Origin of the sequence: Hymenobacter arizonensis, from assembly GCF_900115775.1 — a bacterium.
Lineage (GTDB): Bacteria > Bacteroidota > Bacteroidia > Cytophagales > Hymenobacteraceae > Hymenobacter > Hymenobacter arizonensis.
The window spans coordinates 392,860-413,246 of sequence record NZ_FOXS01000003.1; the positions used below are offsets into that span (position 1 = coordinate 392,860).

The following is a 20,387-nucleotide window of genomic DNA, read 5'->3' on the forward strand; positions in this document are numbered from 1 at the left end:
TTAAGGTTGATGCGGATGTGCCCGCAGGTCCGTGCTTTTTCTTCTAAAAGTTTGCTTTCTCCTTCCAAATTCCACCATGAAACTTACCCTACCAAAAACAGCGGCCGTGCAGGTCATCGGTAAAAGCCTGAAGCTGGCCGACATCGACACCAACGGCAAAGTGTTCTTTGCCAAGCAAGACATTGACAAGGAGGGGGCGGAGACCCGCTTACAGGAGCTACGTCAGCGACTGAACGCCCTGCAGGAGCTTCTGTATGCCGAGCATTCGCGCAGTGTGCTGCTGGTGTTTCAGGCCATGGACACAGGCGGCAAGGACGGCGCCATCGAGAAGCTTATGACGGGCGTAAACCCGGCTGGGGTGCACGTAGCGCCGTTCAAAGCCCCTTCGACCAAGGAGCTGAACCACGATTTTCTGTGGCGCATTCACCCGCACACGCCCGGCAAGGGCCACATCACCGTATTCAACCGCTCGCACTACGAAGACGTGCTCATCACCCGCGTGCACGGCCTGATTGACGAGAAAACCTGGCTGCAGCGCTACGAGGACATCAACAACTTCGAATCGCTGTTGACCAATAACGGCACCGTCGTCCTCAAATTCTTCCTGCATATCTCTAAAGAGGAGCAGGCCGAGCGACTGCAAGCCCGCCTCGACGACCCCGCCAAGCACTGGAAATTTGCCCCAAGCGACTTGAAAGAACGGGCACGCTGGGCCGACTACCAGGCGGCCTACGAAGATGCCTTAACCCATTGCTCTCCCGCTGAGGCGCCGTGGTTTGTAGTTCCCGCCGACCAAAAGTGGGCCCGCGACCTGGCCATTGCGGAAATAGTGGTGGCGACCTTGGAGGCAATGAACCCGCAGCCGCCAAAGGTTGATTTCGACCCGAAGCAGATAGTAATAGAGTAACAGTGGCCCTGCAGGGGCACCGCCCCATCTTATAAGCGCTGCCCTGCTTAAACCACTACGGCTTCTGTAGCCGCCGTTTCCTTGCGCTCGCCAATTTGCTGGCGCCACATGGCGTAGTACAGGCCTTTTTGCTGCAACAACTCGGCGTGGCGCCCTTGCTCGGCAATGTGGCCGCGCTCGAGCACGAAAATGCGGTCGGCGTGGAGGATGGTGCTGAGGCGGTGAGCAATGAGGATGGTCATGTGCTGGCGCGAGCCGGACAGTTCGCGCACCGTCTTGCCGATTTCTTCTTCGGTGAGAGAGTCGAGGGCCGAGGTGGCTTCGTCGAACACCATGAGCGTGGGCTTGCGCAGCAGGGCCCGGGCAATGCTGAGGCGCTGCTTTTCGCCGCCCGATACCTTCACGCCGCCTTCGCCGATAACCGAATCCAGGCCTTTGGGGGCGCGGGCCAGCAGGGAGGTCGCCGCCGCTTGGTGCAGGGCACGCAGGCATTCTTCATCCGTCGCGTTGGGCGCCACAAAGCGCAGGTTCTCGCGAATGGTGCCGGAAAACAACTGCGTGTCTTGCGTTACAAAACCTATTTGCTCGCGCAACTCGTCCAGGTCGATTTCAGCGCCGGGAATGCCATTGTATAGAATCTGGCCGGAAAGGGGAGGGTAGAGGCCTACCAGTAGTTTCACCAGCGTGGTTTTGCCGGAGCCCGAAGGACCTACAAACGCAATGGTTTCGCCCAGCTTGGTACTAAATGAAATGCCGGATAGCGCCGGGGCGTTGGCGGTGAGGTGCTTAAAACTCACTTGCTCAAACGCCAGATTCTCAATGTGGGCTACTGACTTGGGCTGGGCCGGCTTCACGTCTTTGGGCGTGTCGAGAATCTGCTGGAAGTTGGCCAGGGAGATTTCAGTTTCGCGGTAGATGCCGATGATGTTTCCCAACTCCTGCAAGGGCCCGAAGATGGAAAACGAGTAGATGAAGAACGAGAAAAACTCGCCTAAGCTGATGTGATTTTGCACCCGCAAGTACAGCAGCAGCAGAATGATGACATTGCGCAGCAGGTTTACGAAGGTGCCTTGCACGAAGGAAAGCGAGCGCACGTAGCGCACCTTGCGCAACTCCAGCTTCAGGATTTTGCTGGTGGTAGCATTCAGGCGCTCGGTTTCCTGTTGGGCCAGGCCCAGGCTCTTGATGAGCTCAATGTTGCGCAGGCTCTCGGTGGTGGAGCCGGCCAGGGCCGTGGTTTCGGCCACGATGGTTTTCTGAATCACCTTGATGCGCTTGCTCAGCACGTAGCTCAGAATGCCGAGCAGCGGAATGGTAAGGAAGTAGCCCGCCGCAATGGGCCAGTACACCGTGATGGCGTACCACATTACGAAAATGATGCCCACCAGCGCCGTAAACAGCACGTTCACGAAGCTCTGGATAAGCTTTTCTACGTCGATGCGCACCTTCTGCAGCTTGCCCAGGGTTTCGCCCGAGCGCTGGTCTTCAAACACCTGGTAAGGTAGTTCCAGCGAGTGGCGCAGGCCGTCGGAATACATCTTGGCCCCGAGTCGCTGGGTGATGACGTTGACGTAGTAGTCCTGGAAATTTTTGGCAATGCGCGACACCATGGCCACGCCCAGCATCATGCCGATGTAGGGAATGGCTTCCCGAAAGAACGGCCAGAACGGCACCAGCTGCAGGCCACTTATGTCGCCGTTTTTCGGCACAAAGTGGTCTACCAGCCTGCGGAAGAGGTAGGGGTCCAGCAGCGAGAACACTTGGTTGACGGTAGCCAGCACCAGGGCCAGTGCCAGCAGCCCCCAGTAGTTACGCAGGTAGCTATATAAAATCTTCATTCAACAAAAGTAAAGGCCTAGGCTACTGGTGCGGGCAAGGTCTATCAACCCGGTCAAGAACCAATGGTTTGGAAGCAGGCAGACGGATGAGGTGCATATTTATTTGGCTCTCCACATGAGTGAAGCAACTAGTAAGAAATAGGCTGTTAGATTTCTTTAAGTTATTCAATTCGGCCGCAAAGTGGTGAGTTGAAATTTTATCAAAATAATAATACAATTAATAAGTTAATAATTTATAATAAGTCTTTTGTTAAGGATTGTTATTTTATTATTAATAAGCTTATTAGGTTTCTATTAGTTGTTTTTATACAGAATACTGTTTTACTTTTGCAGCTGAGCCTAAATGCTATATTATAAGCAAAGTCTAACTATTATAAATCTACTCACCCTCTGAAAACACCTCTAGAATGATGAAAAAATCTACTTATGTTAATTTGAAACTGGCAGTGGCCGGTGCCGTATTAGCAGCCAATCTGGCGTCGCCGCAGGCGCACGCCGAGGGTTCTAAAAACCTGACTCCGGGCACGGGCACCCGTGGCACGGCTACAGGGGCAAACAATTTTGTGGGCTACCTGCAACACGACGATGGTGGCAACTCACAAATAAGCTCTAGCTCAAAAGGCTTTTTGAAGCCCGATTCAGACCTACTTGAGCGACTATACATTCACGTTCGGCCTGGCGAAACACTTTACTATGGCGTTCGCCGCATCAATGCTGGTAATAACAACACACGCTTGCGGCTGGAACTCAAACGAGGCAACGGGAATAATAATAATACAATTACCACCTATTTATCGCCAGCTTCGGGCACAAATCTTAACAACGCAACGCTCGCTGTCGCTGCTGGGGTGATTAATACGCCTGAAGAGGCTGCCATTGGCCCCAAATACCAAGGTGGCACGGCCCCAGCGGGCGGTTACACCCCCCTTACGTACACCAACACCACCAATGCTGCCCAGGATGTGTGGATTGAGTTTGAACAAGTAGAGCTGACTGGAAACAATCCGGCTGTTATTAGCAGCAAGTCATACTACGACTGCTGGGACTTCACCGTCCGCGACAGTGGCGGCGAAAAGCCCGGCCGTCTGTACTCGTCGGCCTGGTCTTTTTCTGCTGGGAGCTTTGCCAACCAGTTTGCTACCACCTTTGCGCTGTACCCGCTCATTCCCAACCCTAACTTCAACAACCAGAGCTTTTTCGTAAAGCAAGTGAGCTACGCACGCATGCGCCCGTTTGGCACCTTGCTCACAGCCAATAAGTTCGGTACCGGTGTGGATGGTACCGATTATAAGCTTCGCCGAAAGAGCCAGCCCACCAGCGCGCTCTCGTTGGGCTACGCCGAATACAAGATGTTTGTGAACGACCCGGACAATGCCGTATACCCGTCCACGATCCCTCCCAATTCGCCCACCATCACCACCACGTGCACGGGCACGGCGCCCAACCGCCGCACTGTCTTTAACCTAGCCGTCGACCAAGCTGGGTTCGGCCTTATCTTCATCGACGGCAACAACAGCGGGACCTACGAAGCTACGGCCGACCGGGTACTAGAAGGTACAACCAGAATTTCGAACACGGCAAACGTCTTCGAGTGGGACGGCACCACCGACTCGGGCGCGCGCGTGCCAGCCGGAAACATCAGCCTAGTTTTTTCGAGCGGGGTAGGGCCAGTGAACTTCCCCATGTACGACTGCGAAGCGGCCGATGAGGCCGGTATCACGGTGCGGTCGGTACGGCCCGGCAACAACAACGGCTTCATCGACTTCCTGTTCTACGACGATACCAACCTGGACCCCAATTTCTCGACGCCCATCCGCAATCCCATCGGCGACAATACCCCTTCGGGTTCGCATAAATGGGGCCGGCCAGGACTGGAGAGCGGTCCCTTGTCGGGCGATACCAAAACCATCAACTCCTACGCCGTGGGCCTGCTGGCGCAGGGCAAGGTATTGAACGTGGCGTACGACGGCAGCGGCTGTATTTTGACTACGCCCGTGGTGCTAGTGCAGCCGCTGCCCGTGTCGCTCACTCACTTCGGAGCCGCGCTGCAGAAGGACGGCGTGCGTTTGAACTGGGAAACCGCCACTGAGCGCAACAATGCCTACTTCGCCGTGGAGCGCAGTGCCGACGGCCGCAACTTTGAGGAAGTGACCCGAGTGGCCGGCAGCGGCACCAGCAGCCAGAACCGGCGCTACGCCACCCTCGACCCCGCTCCTTTGGCCGGTGCGTCGTACTACCGCCTGCGGCAAGTTGATACCGATGGTGCCTTCAACTACAGCCCGGTAGCGGCCGTGAGCAACGAAGGCCGCGGCGTAGCCACCCTGTTTCCGAACCCCGCTACTACGGAAGTCAAAATACTGTTTGCCAACCCCCTGAGCGGCCCCGTCGATATCCAGATTATGGACGCGGCCGGCCGGGTGGTGTGGCAGGAGCACCGCGAGCAGGCTGGCAACAACCGTCAGTTGGACGTGCCTACTGCTCAGTTGCCTGCTAATAGCCTGTACTTCGTGCAGGTGCGCAACGGCGGAGACGCCAAGGTATACCGCTTCAGCAAATAAGTTGGTGGCGCGGCTGGTAATAGCCCGCCCAGTGTACAAATGCAAAGCCCCCCGGCCTCTCACTTGGTGAGAAAGCCGGGGGGCTTTGTGATGTATGCGGCTGCCGGGAAAGCCGGGACTGTGGGCAGGAGGGGCTAGGCCAGCAGCTGGCGGGCCGGGCGGCGCAGCAGCAGCACAATAACCAGCCCCAGCAGCAGGGCGCCGGCAAAAGCGCCGCCTGCCAGGCCACCCGGAATCTTGGTGGCATGCATCACCAGTGCACCAATCATGATGATGATGAGCCCCGCGGCTGCCAGGCGCACCGTTTGGGGAATGAGCAGGCCGATGCCGCCCAGCAGCTCGCCCCCGCCCACGAGGTAGGCCATCCAACCAGGCAGGCCCATGCTGCCGAAAAAGCCAACGGTTTGAGAGGCATTGCTGAGTTTATCGAATCCGGACTTGATAAAGACGATGGCCAGCAGGATTTGGAGAATCCAAGCAATGACGTTGCGTACTGATGTGCTCATGGTGTGAAGTGGTTGAGATTTAAAAAAATGGTTGAGAAAGTGGCTGACGCCCGGCCAATCGTTGGTATCATGCCTGCTTTTCACGACGTGCCACAGGCCTATAATACTTTGAAATACTTCGATGGTTTCGCAGGTTGAAGCAGCGGCATTAGCAAATTCTCTTTTATAAAACCATCAGACAATCAATCAGCCTCTGGCTAGGGTGTTTGACTTACTATCGTTTGTAGAGGCATCTGCAAAATTCACAGTCTGGGTCGCTGTAAGGAAAATTGCCCTGGCGGCAGTGGTTTGAAGCTTTGCTTACAAACACGATGGGGAGCTTTGGGCTGGCGCCTGCAAGTCCGTGAGGTAGAACTTGTTTTACTGGTTTATTGAACATATATTCATGGTTGCGTGCAGTAATTGAATATTTACAATGCAACCCGAAGTGGCATGCCGTGGTCTTATCGGTACAATTGTTCTGTGCGAAGAGCGCTCGACATTGTAGTATTCTTAAAGTAGGGCTTGAAGGTATAGTAAAATGATTATTCGAATTAAACAATAAAATTATTGAAAAAGTACATTGAATAATACGTACTTATTCTGTGTTTTTCTTTCCTCAATTCAGTATTTTCCCTTTCGGTTTCGGGAATTTGAAAGTTGAACTTTGTATGGCCGTTGGTGCAACAAAGCATTGCCTGTAACTTAACGTAAACTACGATTAACTTAAAATCAGTGCATTATAAATTTTACCTCTTCACCCGCCGCTATGACAACTGTTTACCACGAATTGCTCCCCGAGAGCTACTTGCTTCTCCTGACCCCGGGTAGCCCCAACGCCCCCGAGTATGCACTCGACTACTCGCTGAAGTGTGCCTGCCGAAGCGGCAAACCTTCCGTTTGGGTCGACTGCGAGTTATTAGGTGATTTCCTGTCAGCTGAGGCCGCCCGAACCCTGTGGGATTTTCACCACATGCTGCAAGGGCAGCACAGGCAACTGGTGGTGGTGCACGCCTCCGACGGCGTGAAGCAGGCCCTGCTTAAGTGGCGGCTGACCCCCAGCATCTGTTTCGCCTCTACTTTGATTGACGCGGCCTGGCAAAGCGGCCTGCGCTTGGTGGCATGAGAGCCCGTTGGCTACTGTATTCGCTGATTAAAAATTACGTGCCCAAAGTTATGTCTACCCCTAACTTCAAGCCCATGCCGCAGCACCTGAACGACGACCAGCGCAAAGACTGGGCACGCCGGCAGCGCACGGCGGAGAGTACGCTAGCTATCCAGACCTTAGGTGGAACGGAGCCTAACGAGGAAACACTGGCTTATTTTCAGCGCTACGTGAGCGGCGAAATCACCCTGGCTCAAGCCATTGCGCAGGTGCGCGAGCAAATGGCGCAGGAGCACGCCGCCTTCCGGCAGTACCTCAACCGCGGCAGCATCACTTGATGTCTCCTGTGTGCATGGCTGGGGCAGCAGTGGCTGCTGGCCAGTGCGCGGCAGCGGAGCATTAGCCCCATGCCAAATTTGAAACAACCAACCACAACGCTTGGCGCCAAGGCTGCTAGTCGTAGTCTTCTTGGGGCGAGGCAGCGCTGCTGCTAGCCGCGTTGCCGTTCAGTAAGAACTCGCGCAAGCGGTTCACGTGCTTCTTCAATTCCTCGATTCGTTCGGTTTGGTGCGAGGCGTACACGCCGGGCTCGCGCGTGGCCATGGCGCTGAGCAGGTTACGGCGCTCTTCCATCATGCGCAGAGCCACCCATAGGGTTTCCTCCAGGTTGTGCTGGGTTTCGCGCAGCAGAAAATTGGCTGTGAAGGTGTGGCCGGTGTGGCAGCGGTAGCGCAGCACCTGGCCGTGTTCGAGCTCCCAGAGGTTGCCGCCACAGTCGGGACAGGTAAGGGGCACGATGTGCCCGATTTTTTCGACGTCTTCGGTATTGCCCACAACTCTTTCCGCAATGGCGGCCTCGTGTTTAAGGTCTTCGGGTATGTTGGTGGCGGTGGTGTCGGGAACCGTACCGCGCGTAATTTCTTCGAGCAGCGGCCCCAGCATGTTCAGGGGCACGACGTAATCGACGGCGACGTTGCGAAGGGCCGTTTCCGGCATGCTGGGAAACTCAGCATCTTGCGGGTCTTGCACCACGGCCACGCCGCCGCAGCGCTTGATAAATTCGAGCCCGGCGGTGCCGTCGTGCAGCATGCCGGTGAGCACCACGCCCACCACCGCTGGCCCGTAGGTAACGGCCGCTGACCGAAACAAGGCATCGACCGCGGGGCGGTAGTTGTTTTCGCGAGGGCCTTTGGTAACGAAGGTGTAGGGCTTTTGGCGGTCCTTCACCAGCAAGTGGCGGTCGGGAGGCGCGAGGTAGAGCGTGCCGGCTTCGATGGGGTCGCCGCTCACAGCCAGGCGGCAGTCAAGCTCGGTGTGGCGAGCCAGGCGCTTCACCAAGTGCTCACCGTCGGAGTCGGGTGCGAAGTGCTGCACTACCAGCACAGCGGCGGTCAGGGAAGCGGGCAGCTGCGCTACCAACTGCACCAGGGCCGGCATACCGCCGGCAGACGTACCAATAACAATTAAGTGAGAAGGCGCTGACACGGAAATATAAAAGCGAGGTTTCTTACTACTAAGGGGGGGATCCGAAAAAAGGGAGGCGATTCGACCCCTGCCGGTGCATCCAGCGTGGCTTCGAGTGCTTTTCAGATAAGCTCTTAATACGGCTTGGTAGTGCAAAAGGCCGGGGAGAGCCGCAATTTTCGGTTAATTTTGGAGAAGTGTCGCGGCGCGCTGGTCGCCGCCGCGATGCTAGCGGCAACGTAGCCACGCACTCCCGTGGGCGGCTCGTTGAGCTTACCAGTTTCCAGGGTGCTTGCATTAGCTCTGGCTTTCGTGAGGGTAGGCACTGCCTGCTCGCTTTTATTCATCCCATGACTCCTTCCTCGCCCGATTCCGTTGCTGACGAGCCTGTGCTCGTTGAAACCCCCATTGAGGACCTGCCCCGCGAGCTGCCCGTTTCGGCGGCTCAGCTGCGCATGGTTCAGCGCCAGGAAGAGCCCGAAGACAAGTTTCCCCTAGTGGGGCTGGGGGGCTCGGCGGGCTCGCTCAAGGCCTTCGAGCAGTTCTTCCTGAACATGCGCCCCGACAGCGGAATGGCCTTCGTGGTGATTACTCACCTCTCGCCCAGTCAGGGCTCGGAGCTGGTGGCGGTGCTGCAAAACTTTACGTCGATGCCGGTGCAGGAAGCGGCCGATGGCCTCAAGGTGCGGCCCAACAACGTGTACGTTATTCCGCCGAACCGCGACATGAGCATCCTGCACGGCACGCTGCTGCTGTTTGCGCCCACGCAGCCCGCGGCGCGCCGCCTGCCCATCGACCACTTCTTCCAGAGCATGGCCAAGGATGCCCGCGAGCGCGCCGTGTGCGTCATTTGCTCGGGCATGGGTTCCGACGGCACCATTGGCCTGAAGATGGTGATGGAAAACTTTGGGATGGTGATGGTGCAGTCGCCTGAAACGGCCGAGTACGACTCGATGCCGCGCTCGGCCCTGGCCACCGAGTTTGTCGACTACGTGCTGCCCGCCGAGCAGCTCCCGGCCAAGCTGCTGGAATACGTTCACAAGCCGCTGCTGGCGCGGCCCCGCCGCGAGGTGGCCGAGTCGGCGTCGAAGCCGGCCCACGCCCTGCAGAAAATCTTCATCCTCATCCGGGCCCAGACCGGGCACGACTTTTCCTTTTACAAGCGCAATACCGTGTTCCGGCGCATCGAGCGCCGCATGAATTCGCACCAGATTCACGAGTTTACGCACTACGTACGCTTGCTGCAGGAAAACCCCGCCGAGGTCGAGGCCTTGTTTAAGGAGCTGCTGATTGGGGTAACCAAGTTTTTCCGCGACAGGGAGGCCTTCGACAACCTAAAGGCGCGGCTGTTGCCCCTGTTGCGCCAGAAGCCCGCCGATAGCGTGATTCGCGTGTGGTCGCCGGGCTGCTCCACGGGCGAAGAGGCGTACACCCTGGCCATGACCTTGCTGGAATGCCTGGACGGGGTAGACCCAACGCGCTACCTGAAAATTCAGATTTTCGCCACCGACATCAACCCCGATGGCATCGACCAGGCCCGCGCCGGCATGTACCCCGAGAGCATCGAGGCCGACGTGAGCCCCGAGCGTCTGGCCCGCTTTTTCATCAAAGTAGACGGCTTCTACCAGATAAAGAAAGAAGTGCGCGACGTGGTGATTTTTGCCGTGCACAACCTCACCAAGGATGCGCCTTTCACCAAGCTTGACTTGCTGGTGTGCCGCAACCTGCTGATTTACCTGTCGTCCGAGCTGCAGAAAAGCATCTTGCCGGTGTTTCACTACGCCCTCAACCCCGGTGGCCTGCTGTTTTTGGGGCCAAGCGAAAACCTCACCGGCTTCCAGGACTTGTTTGCGCCGCTGGACGTGAAGTGGAAGATTTCGCGCCGCTCCGACGCCGCTTCGCCTCTCACCCGCATTGTTAGTTTCCCCTTTTCTCTAGCGCGGCCGCAGGCCAGCCCCGCACCTGCCGCTGGCACTATGCATCCGAACACTCCCCGTAAAGACGGCCCCTTCGCTACGCTGGTGCAGCGGGTGCTGCTGCGCCAGTACACCCCGCCCGCCGTGGTCATCAACACCAAAGGTGAAATCCTGTACGTGAACGGCCGCACCGGCCGCTACCTGGAGCCCGCTCCCGGCCTGGGCGGCATGAACGTGTTTGAAATGGCCCGCGAGGAGCTGAACTACGAAATCAGCGCAACGGTGCACAAGGCGGCCTCCACCCGGCAAGACGCCGTGGCCGAAAACGTGAAAGTGAAAACCGAGCTCGGCGTGCAGCTCATCCGCGTCACGGTGAAGTACCTGGAAGAGCCCGAGCAGCTGGCCGGCTTGCTGCTGATGGTGTTTGAGGACCAACCCACGCCCCGCAAGGTGCGCCTGGGCAAAGCCAGTATGGGCGCCGACCTCAGCCGCGACGCCGTGGTGGCCGCCCTCGAAAAAGAGCTGCAGTACACCAAGCACCGCCTCCAAACCACCATTGAGGAGATGGAAAGCAGCGTGGAAGAGCTGAAAAGCACCAACGAGGAGCTGCAAAGCGCCAACGAGGAGCTGCAAAGCACCAACGAGGAGGCCATGACCAACAAGGAGGAGATGCAGAGCCTCAACGAGGAGCTCATGACCCTGAACATGCAGTACCTCAGCAAAACCGAGGAGCTGAGCCTGGCGGCCAACGACATGAAGAACCTGCTGGACGCCACCGAAATTGCCACCATTTTCCTGGATAATGACATGGTGATAAAGCGGTTTACGCCGCCGGTGCAACGCATCATTTCGCTGATGCCCGGCGACGTGGGCCGGCCCATCACGCATTTTGCCAGCAACCTGCGGCGCGAGAACCTGGCCCAGGACGTGCAGCAGGTGCTCGACCGCCTGGTGAGCGTGGAAGCCAACATCCAGACCACCACCGGCGAGTGGTACGTCATGCGCATACTGCCCTACCGCACGCTGGATAACTACATCAGCGGGGCCGTCATCACCTTCACCGACATCACCGACCTCAAAACCCTGGAAGCCCAGCTGCAGGAAAGCAGCCGCATGGCCGAGGCCGTGGTAGAAACCGTGCGTGAGCCCCTGCTGGTGCTCGACCACCGCTTGGCGGTGCTGGCCGTGAGCCAGTCGTTTGCCGAGCTGTTTGGAGTAGAGCCGACCGAGGCTAAGGGCCGGCCCCTAAGTGAGCTCGACGGCGGCATGTGGCGGCAGCCCGAGGTGCGCCAGCGCCTCGAAAAGCTGCTGAAAGAACCCGGTGCTGCTTTCGACGACTTTCGGTTTGAAGCGGACTTTCCGGGCGCCGGACTTCGTCAGCTGCAGGTGTACGGCCGCTGCATTGCCAACGACCTTGCCTCGAAAAGCAAGCTGCTGCTGGGGGTACGGGACGTAACGCCGCAGTAAAAGCCAGCACCTGGCCATGATTGCTGCGGTAGCGCCCGTTTAGCTATCGCAGCACTTCTAGTGCTGGTGCCCACCAAGCAGGCGATTCTACCGGTGCCAACCCCCAGCGCCGGAACGAATTCCTGCAGCACATGCTGAAAACTTTTTTATTAATGTGGTTTTAGCTCAGGCCTCGTGCTAAAAAGCTGCCAATCAACTCCAATAGTATGTTGCTTATATCAGCCTTGCCGTTGAGCTTTCGGCAGGAAATGCCCCGTTGATGCGCGGCCAGCTATGGTTAAGATTGGCTAATTAACGTATACATTGTGAGCTAGTCACCTTCCTCCTGCTTTCACGCAGTCCCACTACCGCTGCTGTACAAACAAGGGCTCATTCTCGTCCTTAGCTATGAATAACGAATACGCTTCTGGCTTGAACCTGTTTGAAGAAGGAGAGAGGCCCCCAATGACGGACGTGCATGCGGCCCTGGCATCGCTGCGTTCGCGCGCAGAGCGGCGGCAATACCTGGTGACCCAGGGAACAGAAAATAGGTCACCCGAAGAGGTAAAGCGCATGATGCAGGAGCTGCAGGTGCACCAGATTGAACTTGAAATGCAATACGAAGAACTGCTGCTGGCCCAAACCGAGGTGCAAAACGCCCGCGCCCAGTACGTGGACCTGTACGATTTTGCCCCAGTGGGCTATTTCACGCTCACGGCCACTGGCCTTATTCAGCAGCTGAACCTGTGCGCCAGTAAGCTGTTGGGCACCGTGCGCCAGCGCCTGATGGGGCGGCGTTTTGCGTTGTTTGTGGCCCCCAACAGCCGGCTTGAATTCGGGCAGTTTCTGGCCCGCGTACTCTCCACTTCGCGCACGCTGAGCTGCGATATTATGTTGCAGCGGGAGGACGGCACCCCGTTTCATGCCCTGTTGGAAGGCTTACGCATGGAGGAATCTCCGGAGAATGTGGCCGCCAACCCCCAGTGCCGGCTGGCCGTGATAGACACTACTGCCCGCCACGAGACCACCGCCGCGCTGGCTGCCAGCGAAGCGCGCTTCCGTCGGCTTTTCAACGACAGCCACGACGCCGTGCTGCTGCTGCAGGGGCATACGTACATTGACTGCAACACCGCGGCCTTGCGCCTGGTGGGGGCAAGCCACCGGGACGAGATAGTGGGGCGCAATGCCTGGACGCACACGCCAGAGGTTCAGCCCGACGGCCGGCGTACCGTCGAAATATTTCGAAAGTCGGTGGAGGAGGCCATGCACACGGGCTCCAAGCGCTGCGAATGCCTGATGCACAAGGTGACGGGCGAGGAAATTTGGATTGAAGCCGTGCTCACGCCCATTGAGGACGGGCACGGCAAGCCCCCGCTGGTGCACATTATTTGGCGCGACGTGACCGCCGAGCGCGCTGCCGTGGAGCAGTTGCGCGAAAGCGAAGCCCGGCTAAGCCTGGCCTTGGATGCTTCTGAGACCGGCATCTTCACCTGGGACCTCACCCACAACCAAGTGGTGTGGGACGAACGCGCCCAGGCCATCTTCGGCTTGGTGCACAGCCCCCAGCCCGTGCCGGTGGAGGTGCTGCGCGAACGGTTTCATCCCGCTGATGCTGCCCGCGTGTGGGAAGCTACCGAGGTAGCCATTGCCACGAAGTCGCCGCTGGCCCTCGACTACCGGGTAGTGTGGCCCGATGGCTCGGTACACTACGTGTCGACGGCGGGCCGGGCCATTGCCAACGAGCGAGGAAAGCTAAGGGGCTTTGCCGGCGTGATGCGTGACGTTACGGCCATTTACACCGCTGAAGAAGAGCTGCACTACAAAAGCCTGGTGATGGCCGGGGTGCTTGATAACCTGCCCGTGGTGCTGGCCCGACTGCAGCCGGACGGAACCATAATTGAGCGCACGGGAGCCGAACTCGCTAACCCGGGCCTGTCGAAAGAAGCCACGCTGGGCCGCAACGTGTTGGACCTTTTTCCTCGTTACCGCGAGCAAATCAAGGTGATTTTGGAGGGCGGACACAACGACTTTCTGGCCACCGTGGAGGGCGACGAGCAGAACTTGCACGTGCACATCTACGGCTTCTTCGACCAGCAGCAGCAGCAAGCCCTGCTGCTGGTATTTGATGTGACGGAGATTGAGGAAAAGAAAAGCCAGCTGCTAGCCGAAAAGGAGTTCACCGAGAGCCTGTTGCAAAACAGCGTAGACGGCATTGTGGCCATTGACCGCACTGGCATTGTTACGGCCTGGAACCGCCAAGCCACCCGCTATTTTGGCCAGGAGGCCAGCGACGTATTGGGCCAGCCCCTGTTCGATGTGCTGCCCCGGCTCGACTGCGACGAAGCCAAAGAGGTAGTGGGCCGGGTGCTGGCTGGCGAGCAAGTGCTACTGGCCGGCCAGCCATTCGAGCACCGCGCCGGGCACTACGATGCCTACCACGTGCCGCTGCGCCAGCAGGGAGAAATCACGGGCATTCTCATCATCTTCCGGGACGTGACCGAGCGCGACCGGCTGGCCGAAGAAGCCACCCAGCTGCGCCTGCGCCAGCAGCAGGACGTGCTGTCGGCCATTCTTACCACGCAGGAAACCGAACGCAAGCGCATTGCCGAGGCCCTGCACAACGGCTTGGGTCAGGTGCTATACGCCACCAAGCTGAGCTTGGAAGGGCGGGGCGGCACACCGTCCTCGCCGCGGGCTTCGCTGAAGCTGCTGCACGAGGCCATTCAAACCACTCGCACCATCTCCTTCGAGCTCACCCCCGGCATATTGGAGGACTTTGGCCTGCGCACGGCCCTGCTGGAGCTCAGCAAGCGCATCACGCCCACCGGCCTGCCCGTGCATCTGCACCTCGTGAACCTGGAGGAGCGCCTGCGCCCGACGGTGGAAATTGCCGTGTACCGCATTGTGCAGGAGCTGCTCAATAATATTATGAAGCACGCCCAGGCCACCGAAGTGGTGGTGCACGTGGTTCGCGAAAAGCAGCGCTTAGAAGTGAGCGTGGAAGACAACGGCTGTGGCTTCGACCCCAACGCGCTGACCACTTTGCCGCTGGCTGGCATGGGCCTGTCGGGGGTGCGCAACCGCGTGGCCCTGCTCGGCGGGGTGCTTTCCATCGACTCCCGCCTGGGCCAGGGCACCATCGTCAGCTTCTCGCTCGACGAGTAGCGGAACAGCCGCCGCGCCAAAAGGAAGTCTGATCTCCAACATTTAGCGGGAGGAAGTTGTAACTTTCGCAGGGCGCTGATTGTCTGGTCTTCGAGGGGGCACACCGTGTGCCTTTTCAGGCAGCCCGTTACCAATGATATGTTTCTAGCCAAACAAAGCATACGAACGATGCTGGCCGGCGCGGGGCTGCTGCTGGGCCTGGCCGCCTGCGAGCGCAGCCCGGGCGCCGTGGAGCCGGAAGACCCCACGGGCCCCGTGACCGGGCCCACGGCTTACAACCTGATAATCCCCAGTAATTTCCCGACACCTCCCGCCCAGCCGGCCGATAACCCCCTCACGGTGGAGGGCGTGACGCTGGGCCGGCGGCTGTTCTACGAAACGGCCTTGTCGCGGAACAGCGCCGTGTCGTGCGGGACGTGCCACCGCCAGGAGCTGGCTTTCACCGACGGGCTGGCCCGCTCGCGCGGCGTGAACAACGCCCAGACCACGCGCAGCTCCATGTCATTGGCCAACCTGCTGTGGGAGCCCAAGCTCACCTGGGACGGCGAAGCCAGTACCCTGGAAACCCAGGCCCGCATTCCCATCGAGAAGCCGGAAGAAATGCACCAGTCGTTGCAAGTAGGCGTGGCGCGCCTGCAGCAGTTGCCGGCTTACCCGCCGCTGTACCGCCAGGCCTTCGGCAGCAGCACCATCACCGAAGCGAACACGCTCAAGGCCCTGGCCCAGTTCCAGCGCACCCTCATTTCGGGCAACTCGCGCTACGACCAGTTCCGGCGCGGCAACCGCACGGCGCTCTCAACCTTCGAGCAGCAGGGGCTGGTGCTGTTCAGCACCCACCCCGACGGCCGGATGCGCGGCGGCAACTGCGGCGACTGCCACAGCGGCGACCTGCAAACCAACCACACCTTCAGCAACAACGGCCTCGACGTTAACCCGCCGGACCGCGGCCTGGGCCTGCAAACCGGCCTGCCCACCGACGATGGCAAGTTCCGGGTGCCGTCGCTGCGCAACATAGCTCTGACGGCGCCCTACATGCACGACGGCCGCTTTGCCACCCTAGAGCAAGTGGTGGACCACTACAACGAGCACGTGGCCCTGAATAGCCCCACCATCGACCCGCTGATGCTCAACACCACCAACGACCCGCGCCAGCTGAGCCGCACGCTGGAGCTCACGGCCGACGAGAAGGCCAAGATTGTGGCCTTCATGCGCACGCTCACGGACTCTACGTTTATCCGGGACCCACGCTTTTCGCGGCCTCAGCCGTAGGCGCCGGGCTCCCCTGAGGGCAGAATTTTGCAGGTTTCGCGCAGCAATTCTATGCCGCGATGCCGTGGGCCAGCCGGTAATTTTGTAGAGTTGATTCGGGGCTTGCTAACGCGTAGGCTTACGGACTTTTCTCAATTTTTCAACTAGCTTTTACTTTTCGCCATGTCAACTCTTCGCTTTAAAACGACCATCAACTGCGGCAACTGCATTCGGGCCGTGACGCCCACGCTGAACCAGGAAGTAGGCGCCAACAACTGGCAGGTAGACACCGCCAGCCCCGACAAGGTGCTGACCATCACTGCAGACCAGGTATCTGCCAGCCAGGTAATGGAGGCCGTGGAAGCTGCCGGCTTCGAGATTCAGCCACTAGCCCAATAAGTTGGACCTGAGCGGGGGCGAGCAGTCGCCTTCCGCACTAGTGCATAAAACGAAGAAAGGCGGCCCTAAGCAGGGCCGCCTTTCTTGTTGGCATTTGGTGGAGCGAGGGACGCTATTCCATTACCACCATTTTGCTGGTGACCTGGTCGCCGATTTGCAGCTTCACGAGGTAGGTGCCGGCAGGGAGGCTGCCGAGGGCAAACTCCTGGTTGCCGGCCTGCGGCGCGCTGGCCAGCGAGCGCACCCGCTGCCCCATGGTGTTGTAGACGGCCAGCGACACGGGCTGCTGCCCGGCGGGTACTTTGTAGGCTACCTTGGAGGTGGCCCGGGCAGGGTTGGGGTACACCTGAAAGTCAAGGCCGGCGGCTACGGCAGCCCGATTGGCTAGCAGCACGCCCGTGCCCAGCACAAACGACACGTGCTGATTGCCAGCGATGGCGGTGAAGTCGGGGTCGGCACCGTAGGCGGCGGTACGCCCAGTAATGCCCGGAATGAGGTCGCTCAGGAAGACGCCATTGCCTTCGATGAATGCGGCCATCAGGTCGAGGCGGCTGCCCGTGGCAATGGGCGTGCCCGTGGTGCCAAGCATGGAAAGCGGAATCTCAATTTCGAAGCCGCGGTTGTCGGTATTGGCCGTGATGTTTGCGCTACTGCGGTAGGCCACTTTGGTGCCCGCCAGGTCCGTTACCGAGGCTGGGGCGGTGATGGCCGTTCCGAGTTTGTCGGACGCGTCGAAGTAGGTATCGTTGGCAACCGAGGCCGTGCCGGGGCCGGTTGCGTACGACACCCGGCTGAAAAAAGCCTCGTTGGGGCCGGGGCCAAGCAATACCCGGAAGCCGTAGTCGGTTTCCATATCGAGCACGGGCTTGTGCCGGAGCGGCGACATGACATCGCTACCTCCCAGGGCCATGCCAGCCGGCCGCCCACCTCGCGCGGGTGTGTTGATGTACAGTACGATACCGCGATAAGCGTTGGCAGTGGCCGACTCGCCCGAGGCCACTACCATGAGGTTGAGGGTGGTGGCGGTGTAGCCCACGTACAGGGCTTGTAGGCCGCGGTCGGCATCGAGGTGATTGCCGGAGTAGGTGCCTGCCAGCTGGTATTTGCCCTGGCCCGTGCCGATTTCAGCGGCAGTAGCCTGCCCATCAACCGTAAACTGTGCTTGGGCCGTGAATGATGCTGCCGTGAGAAGCCCCATGGCGCCGAGAGTAAGGAATAGCTTCATAAAAGAATAAGTGAAAACGAAGTTAAATATATAAATTAAGATAATAAGCGGCTGCGGTTGCTACCATGGTGTCACTTTGCGCGGATGGGTTGCTCCCTCAGCAACCAGCCTGCTATCGGCATTCTTCGCAATCAAAGCCGGAGCTGGAGCGAAGTATAGGAAGGCCGGCATGCCCGAAGCGAGCAGGGGCAACAGAAGCTTTGAATCAAGTATGTACTTTGTAAAATTCTGCCCTCTTTGTGTTTAGCTATTTCGAAAAAAAATATTTGGCCCTGCGGTTTTACTGTGCAAACGATTGATTCATCTGTAAAGAGCTCCCTCCTTGTGATGGAGCTACAGGCTCATTTGGTCTCAATCTTTAGCGTGGCATCGGTCAGGCCGTCGCCCGTGGCCGTCAGCTGTAGGGTCCCTTTTTCGAGGCCGGTTTTTACTAGTACCGTAGCTATGCCGGCCTCGGCCCGCACGGGGTTGTCGCCGATGAGCTCGCCTTCTCCCTTGAGCGCGAAGCGGATGCTGTTGGTGGCCTCGGGCAGCACGGTGCCGTTGACGTCGACTACTTCGGCGTACACGAATAGCACGTCCTGGCGGCCGGCGTCGCGGCCGCTGCGGTCGTAGCGCAGCTGCAGGTGGTGGGCCGCGCCGGGCGTGCGCCGCTCGGCAGTGGCCGCCGACTTGCCATTGCGGTAGGCCACAGCCTTGAGGGTGCCGGGCGCAAAAGCCGGCACTGTGAACGTGAAAGGCGCGTGGGCCAGTCGGTCAGCAAATTTGGTGGCGTCGGGGCGCTGCCGGGCCACGGGCTTGCCGTTGAGCTGCAGCTCTATTTCGTCGCAGTTGCTGTACACCACTACCTGCTTGGAGGAAGTGGGCTGCCAGTAGTTGGCGATGTACACCATGGGCTTGCCGAAGCCGTTGCGGCCTTCCACGGGGCCGTTTTGACTCTGGTAGAAGTAGTAGGCGAACTTGGGCAGCCGGAAAATGTCGGACACGCCCGACGACTCAATATCCGGCGCGTAGCCGCGCTTGTAGTCAAACATCAGCCAGTTGGCATCGCCCACGGCCGGGCCGCGGAAGTTGTCGTTGTGGGCTTCCTGGAAGTTGAGGGCCTGCTGGGTGAGCGCCCGCTCGCCCTGCCCGCGCAGCTGCCGCGAGGTGCGCTCTGATTCCTTCAGGCCCGAGAAGGCTGTTTGGTTGAAGCCGGCGTTGTGGGCGTAGTATTCCCAGTCGCCGTACTCGCACAGGAACAGGGGCTTGTCTTTGGCGTATTTGTTGAAATAATCGGGTGCTTTGAGGTGCTGGCGGGCTGGAATGAAGACGTCGTAAGCATAATCGAGCCAGCCGCAGCTGTACACGCCTTCGGCAAACGGCAGCTCCTCGTGCACGGCCTTGTGTGCCGCCTCCATGAAGGGCTTGGCCATGTCCGACTCGTTGAGGGCCGCTTCCCACAGCACAATGCTGGGGTGGTTGCGGTCGCGCCGCACCATGTCGCGAATGTCCTGTAGACTGTTCTTCTGAAACTCGGCGTTGCCAAAAAACTGCCAGCCCGGCGCGGAGTCCATCACCAGCAAGCCCAGCTCATCGCAGGCCTGCAAGAAAGCCTCGGAGGGCGGGTAGTGCGAGCAGCGCACGAAGTTGAAGCCCGCGTCCTTGATTTTCCAGGCGTCGCGGTACTGGGCATTGTCCGAGATGGCGTAGCCGAGGTAGGGGTACTCCTGGTGGCGATTGGTGCCGCGCAGGCGCAGGGGCTGGCCGTTGAGGGTGAAGGTTTTGGCGGCGAAGCGAATGCTGCGCACGCCGGTAGTGGTTTCCTGGCGGTCGACTACTTTGCCGTCGCGCAGCACTTCCACCACGGCGCGGTAGAGGTAGGGCTGGTCGGGCGACCACAACTGAGGCTGGGCGATGCTGAGCTGCTGCTTTATCTGTGAAGATGCGCCCGGCGCAACGCTGGCGGCCTCGCTGGTGGTGCGGGCTACTTCCTGGCCTTTTTCATTGAGCAGCACCGTGCGCACCAGAGCAGTTTGGGCTTGCGGGGCGTCGTTCTGCAGGTCGGTTTGCAGGTGCAGGGTGGCGCTTTGGGGGCTCACGTTTTCGTAGTGCAGCAGTAGGCCGCCACCCGCCACGCGGTTGGCCTGCACGGCGTTAGCAATGTGCAGCGGGTCGGAGAGGATGAGGCGGGCGGGCCGGTACAGGCCGCCGTAGAAGTTGAAATCCAGGCCTTTCAGGGGCTTGCCGGGTGGCACCACGGGGCTGTCCTGGTTGTTGAGGCGCACCAGCAGCACGTTTTCCTCGCCGTACTTCGCTTGGCGCGATATGTCGACGGTGAAGGGCAGGTAGCCGCCCACGTGCCGTTGCAAATTCTGGCCGTTCAGGTACACGTCGGCGGTGTGCATGGCCGCGCCAAACTCGATGGCCACGCGGGACCCCGGGCCAGCCGCTGGCACCCGAAAAAACTTCCGGTAGAAGCTGATGCCCTGCCACTGCTGTTGCTCGGTAACTACCGGCTCGATGCGCGGCGTGTGCGGCAGCGAAACCGGTGCCCACTGCGCGGTGCTGCCTGTTTTGGCGAAAAGCGAAGCGGTGACGGTGGTATCTACATCCCTCACAAACTGCCAGTCCTGGTTGAATTGAGTCACG

Annotated in this window: 13 protein-coding genes; 8 read left to right on the forward strand and 5 right to left on the reverse strand. The window is 59.3% G+C overall.

Annotation, left to right across the window (positions count from 1 at the left end; all coding sequences use genetic code 11):
* The first annotated feature begins 76 nt into the window (after positions 1 to 76).
* Positions 77 to 907, forward strand: coding sequence for a polyphosphate kinase 2 family protein (locus tag BMZ66_RS13320; protein ID WP_092674004.1), 831 nt, complete (start codon positions 77 to 79; stop codon positions 905 to 907).
* A 47-nt stretch (positions 908 to 954) separates the two neighbouring features.
* On the opposite strand, the gene BMZ66_RS13325 is transcribed toward BMZ66_RS13320, so the two are convergent.
* Positions 955 to 2,745 carry an ABC transporter ATP-binding protein gene (locus BMZ66_RS13325; protein WP_092674008.1) on the reverse strand — a complete coding sequence of 597 codons (1,791 nt, stop codon included), beginning with the start codon at positions 2,743 to 2,745 and terminating at the stop codon, positions 955 to 957.
* Positions 2,746 to 3,152: 407 nt separating this feature from the next.
* On the opposite strand from BMZ66_RS13325, the gene BMZ66_RS13330 reads away from it, so the two are divergent.
* The gene (locus tag BMZ66_RS13330) at positions 3,153 to 5,303 is read left to right on the forward strand and encodes a T9SS type A sorting domain-containing protein (RefSeq protein WP_092674011.1); all 2,151 of its coding nucleotides are present in this window, start codon (positions 3,153 to 3,155) and stop codon (positions 5,301 to 5,303) included.
* Between the two features lie 134 nt (positions 5,304 to 5,437).
* Here the strand turns inward: BMZ66_RS13330 and BMZ66_RS13335 are convergent, their stop codons facing one another.
* Complete coding sequence (locus tag BMZ66_RS13335) at positions 5,438 to 5,809, reverse strand: DoxX family protein (protein WP_092674014.1); 372 nt, start codon at positions 5,807 to 5,809, stop codon at positions 5,438 to 5,440.
* 748 nt (positions 5,810 to 6,557) lie between these two features.
* On the opposite strand from BMZ66_RS13335, the gene BMZ66_RS13340 reads away from it, so the two are divergent.
* Together BMZ66_RS13340 and BMZ66_RS13345 are read left to right on the forward strand one after the other, a co-directional pair.
* Entirely contained in the window at positions 6,558 to 6,914 is a 357-nt protein-coding gene (locus BMZ66_RS13340) for a hypothetical protein (protein WP_092674017.1), read from the forward strand.
* Between the two features lie 50 nt (positions 6,915 to 6,964).
* Positions 6,965 to 7,231: an antitoxin VbhA family protein gene (locus BMZ66_RS13345; RefSeq protein ID WP_143080198.1), complete on the forward strand. Its 267-nt coding sequence runs from the start codon at positions 6,965 to 6,967 to the stop codon at positions 7,229 to 7,231.
* Positions 7,232 to 7,346: 115 nt separating this feature from the next.
* Here the strand turns inward: BMZ66_RS13345 and BMZ66_RS13350 are convergent, their stop codons facing one another.
* Entirely contained in the window at positions 7,347 to 8,378 is a 1,032-nt protein-coding gene (locus BMZ66_RS13350; RefSeq protein ID WP_143080199.1) for a chemotaxis protein CheB, read from the reverse strand.
* Between the two features lie 329 nt (positions 8,379 to 8,707).
* Here BMZ66_RS13350 and BMZ66_RS13355 point away from each other — a divergent pair, with 329 nt between their 5' ends.
* The 4 genes from BMZ66_RS13355 (at position 8,708) to BMZ66_RS13370 (ending at position 16,531) form a co-directional block, all read left to right on the forward strand.
* The gene (locus BMZ66_RS13355; protein WP_177204718.1) at positions 8,708 to 11,740 is read left to right on the forward strand and encodes a CheR family methyltransferase; all 3,033 of its coding nucleotides are present in this window, start codon (positions 8,708 to 8,710) and stop codon (positions 11,738 to 11,740) included.
* Positions 11,741 to 12,127: 387 nt separating this feature from the next.
* Complete coding sequence (locus tag BMZ66_RS13360) at positions 12,128 to 14,884, forward strand: PAS domain S-box protein (RefSeq protein WP_092674026.1); 2,757 nt, start codon at positions 12,128 to 12,130, stop codon at positions 14,882 to 14,884.
* Between the two features lie 138 nt (positions 14,885 to 15,022).
* On the forward strand, positions 15,023 to 16,153 hold the full coding sequence (locus BMZ66_RS13365) for a cytochrome-c peroxidase (RefSeq protein WP_092674029.1): 1,131 nt from the start codon (positions 15,023 to 15,025) through the stop codon (positions 16,151 to 16,153).
* Positions 16,154 to 16,315: 162 nt separating this feature from the next.
* Entirely contained in the window at positions 16,316 to 16,531 is a 216-nt protein-coding gene (locus BMZ66_RS13370) for a heavy-metal-associated domain-containing protein (RefSeq protein ID WP_092674032.1), read from the forward strand.
* A gap of 112 nt (positions 16,532 to 16,643) precedes the next feature.
* On the opposite strand, the gene BMZ66_RS13375 is transcribed toward BMZ66_RS13370, so the two are convergent.
* Together BMZ66_RS13375 and BMZ66_RS13380 are read right to left on the reverse strand one after the other, a co-directional pair.
* Positions 16,644 to 17,756 carry a T9SS type A sorting domain-containing protein gene (locus BMZ66_RS13375; protein ID WP_092674035.1) on the reverse strand — a complete coding sequence of 371 codons (1,113 nt, stop codon included), beginning with the start codon at positions 17,754 to 17,756 and terminating at the stop codon, positions 16,644 to 16,646.
* Positions 17,757 to 18,097: 341 nt separating this feature from the next.
* Complete coding sequence (locus tag BMZ66_RS13380; RefSeq protein WP_234795088.1) at positions 18,098 to 20,386, reverse strand: glycoside hydrolase family 2 protein; 2,289 nt, start codon at positions 20,384 to 20,386, stop codon at positions 18,098 to 18,100.
* Position 20,387 lies beyond the last annotated feature (1 nt).

Bases quoted from the DNA above. Each gene is read 5' to 3' on its own strand.
- BMZ66_RS13320 (WP_092674004.1), top strand. From the start codon at position 77: ATGAAACTTACCCTACCAAAAACAGCGGCCGTGCAGGTCATCGGTAAA.
- BMZ66_RS13325 (WP_092674008.1), bottom strand. From the start codon at position 2,745: ATGAAGATTTTATATAGCTACCTGCGTAACTACTGGGGGCTGCTGGCA.
- BMZ66_RS13330 (WP_092674011.1), top strand. From the start codon at position 3,153: ATGATGAAAAAATCTACTTATGTTAATTTGAAACTGGCAGTGGCCGGT.
- BMZ66_RS13335 (WP_092674014.1), bottom strand. From the start codon at position 5,809: ATGAGCACATCAGTACGCAACGTCATTGCTTGGATTCTCCAAATCCTG.
- BMZ66_RS13340 (WP_092674017.1), top strand. From the start codon at position 6,558: ATGACAACTGTTTACCACGAATTGCTCCCCGAGAGCTACTTGCTTCTC.
- BMZ66_RS13345 (WP_143080198.1), top strand. From the start codon at position 6,965: ATGTCTACCCCTAACTTCAAGCCCATGCCGCAGCACCTGAACGACGAC.
- BMZ66_RS13355 (WP_177204718.1), top strand. From the start codon at position 8,708: ATGACTCCTTCCTCGCCCGATTCCGTTGCTGACGAGCCTGTGCTCGTT.
- BMZ66_RS13360 (WP_092674026.1), top strand. From the start codon at position 12,128: ATGAATAACGAATACGCTTCTGGCTTGAACCTGTTTGAAGAAGGAGAG.
- BMZ66_RS13365 (WP_092674029.1), top strand. From the start codon at position 15,023: ATGTTTCTAGCCAAACAAAGCATACGAACGATGCTGGCCGGCGCGGGG.
- BMZ66_RS13370 (WP_092674032.1), top strand. From the start codon at position 16,316: ATGTCAACTCTTCGCTTTAAAACGACCATCAACTGCGGCAACTGCATT.
- BMZ66_RS13375 (WP_092674035.1), bottom strand. From the start codon at position 17,756: ATGAAGCTATTCCTTACTCTCGGCGCCATGGGGCTTCTCACGGCAGCA.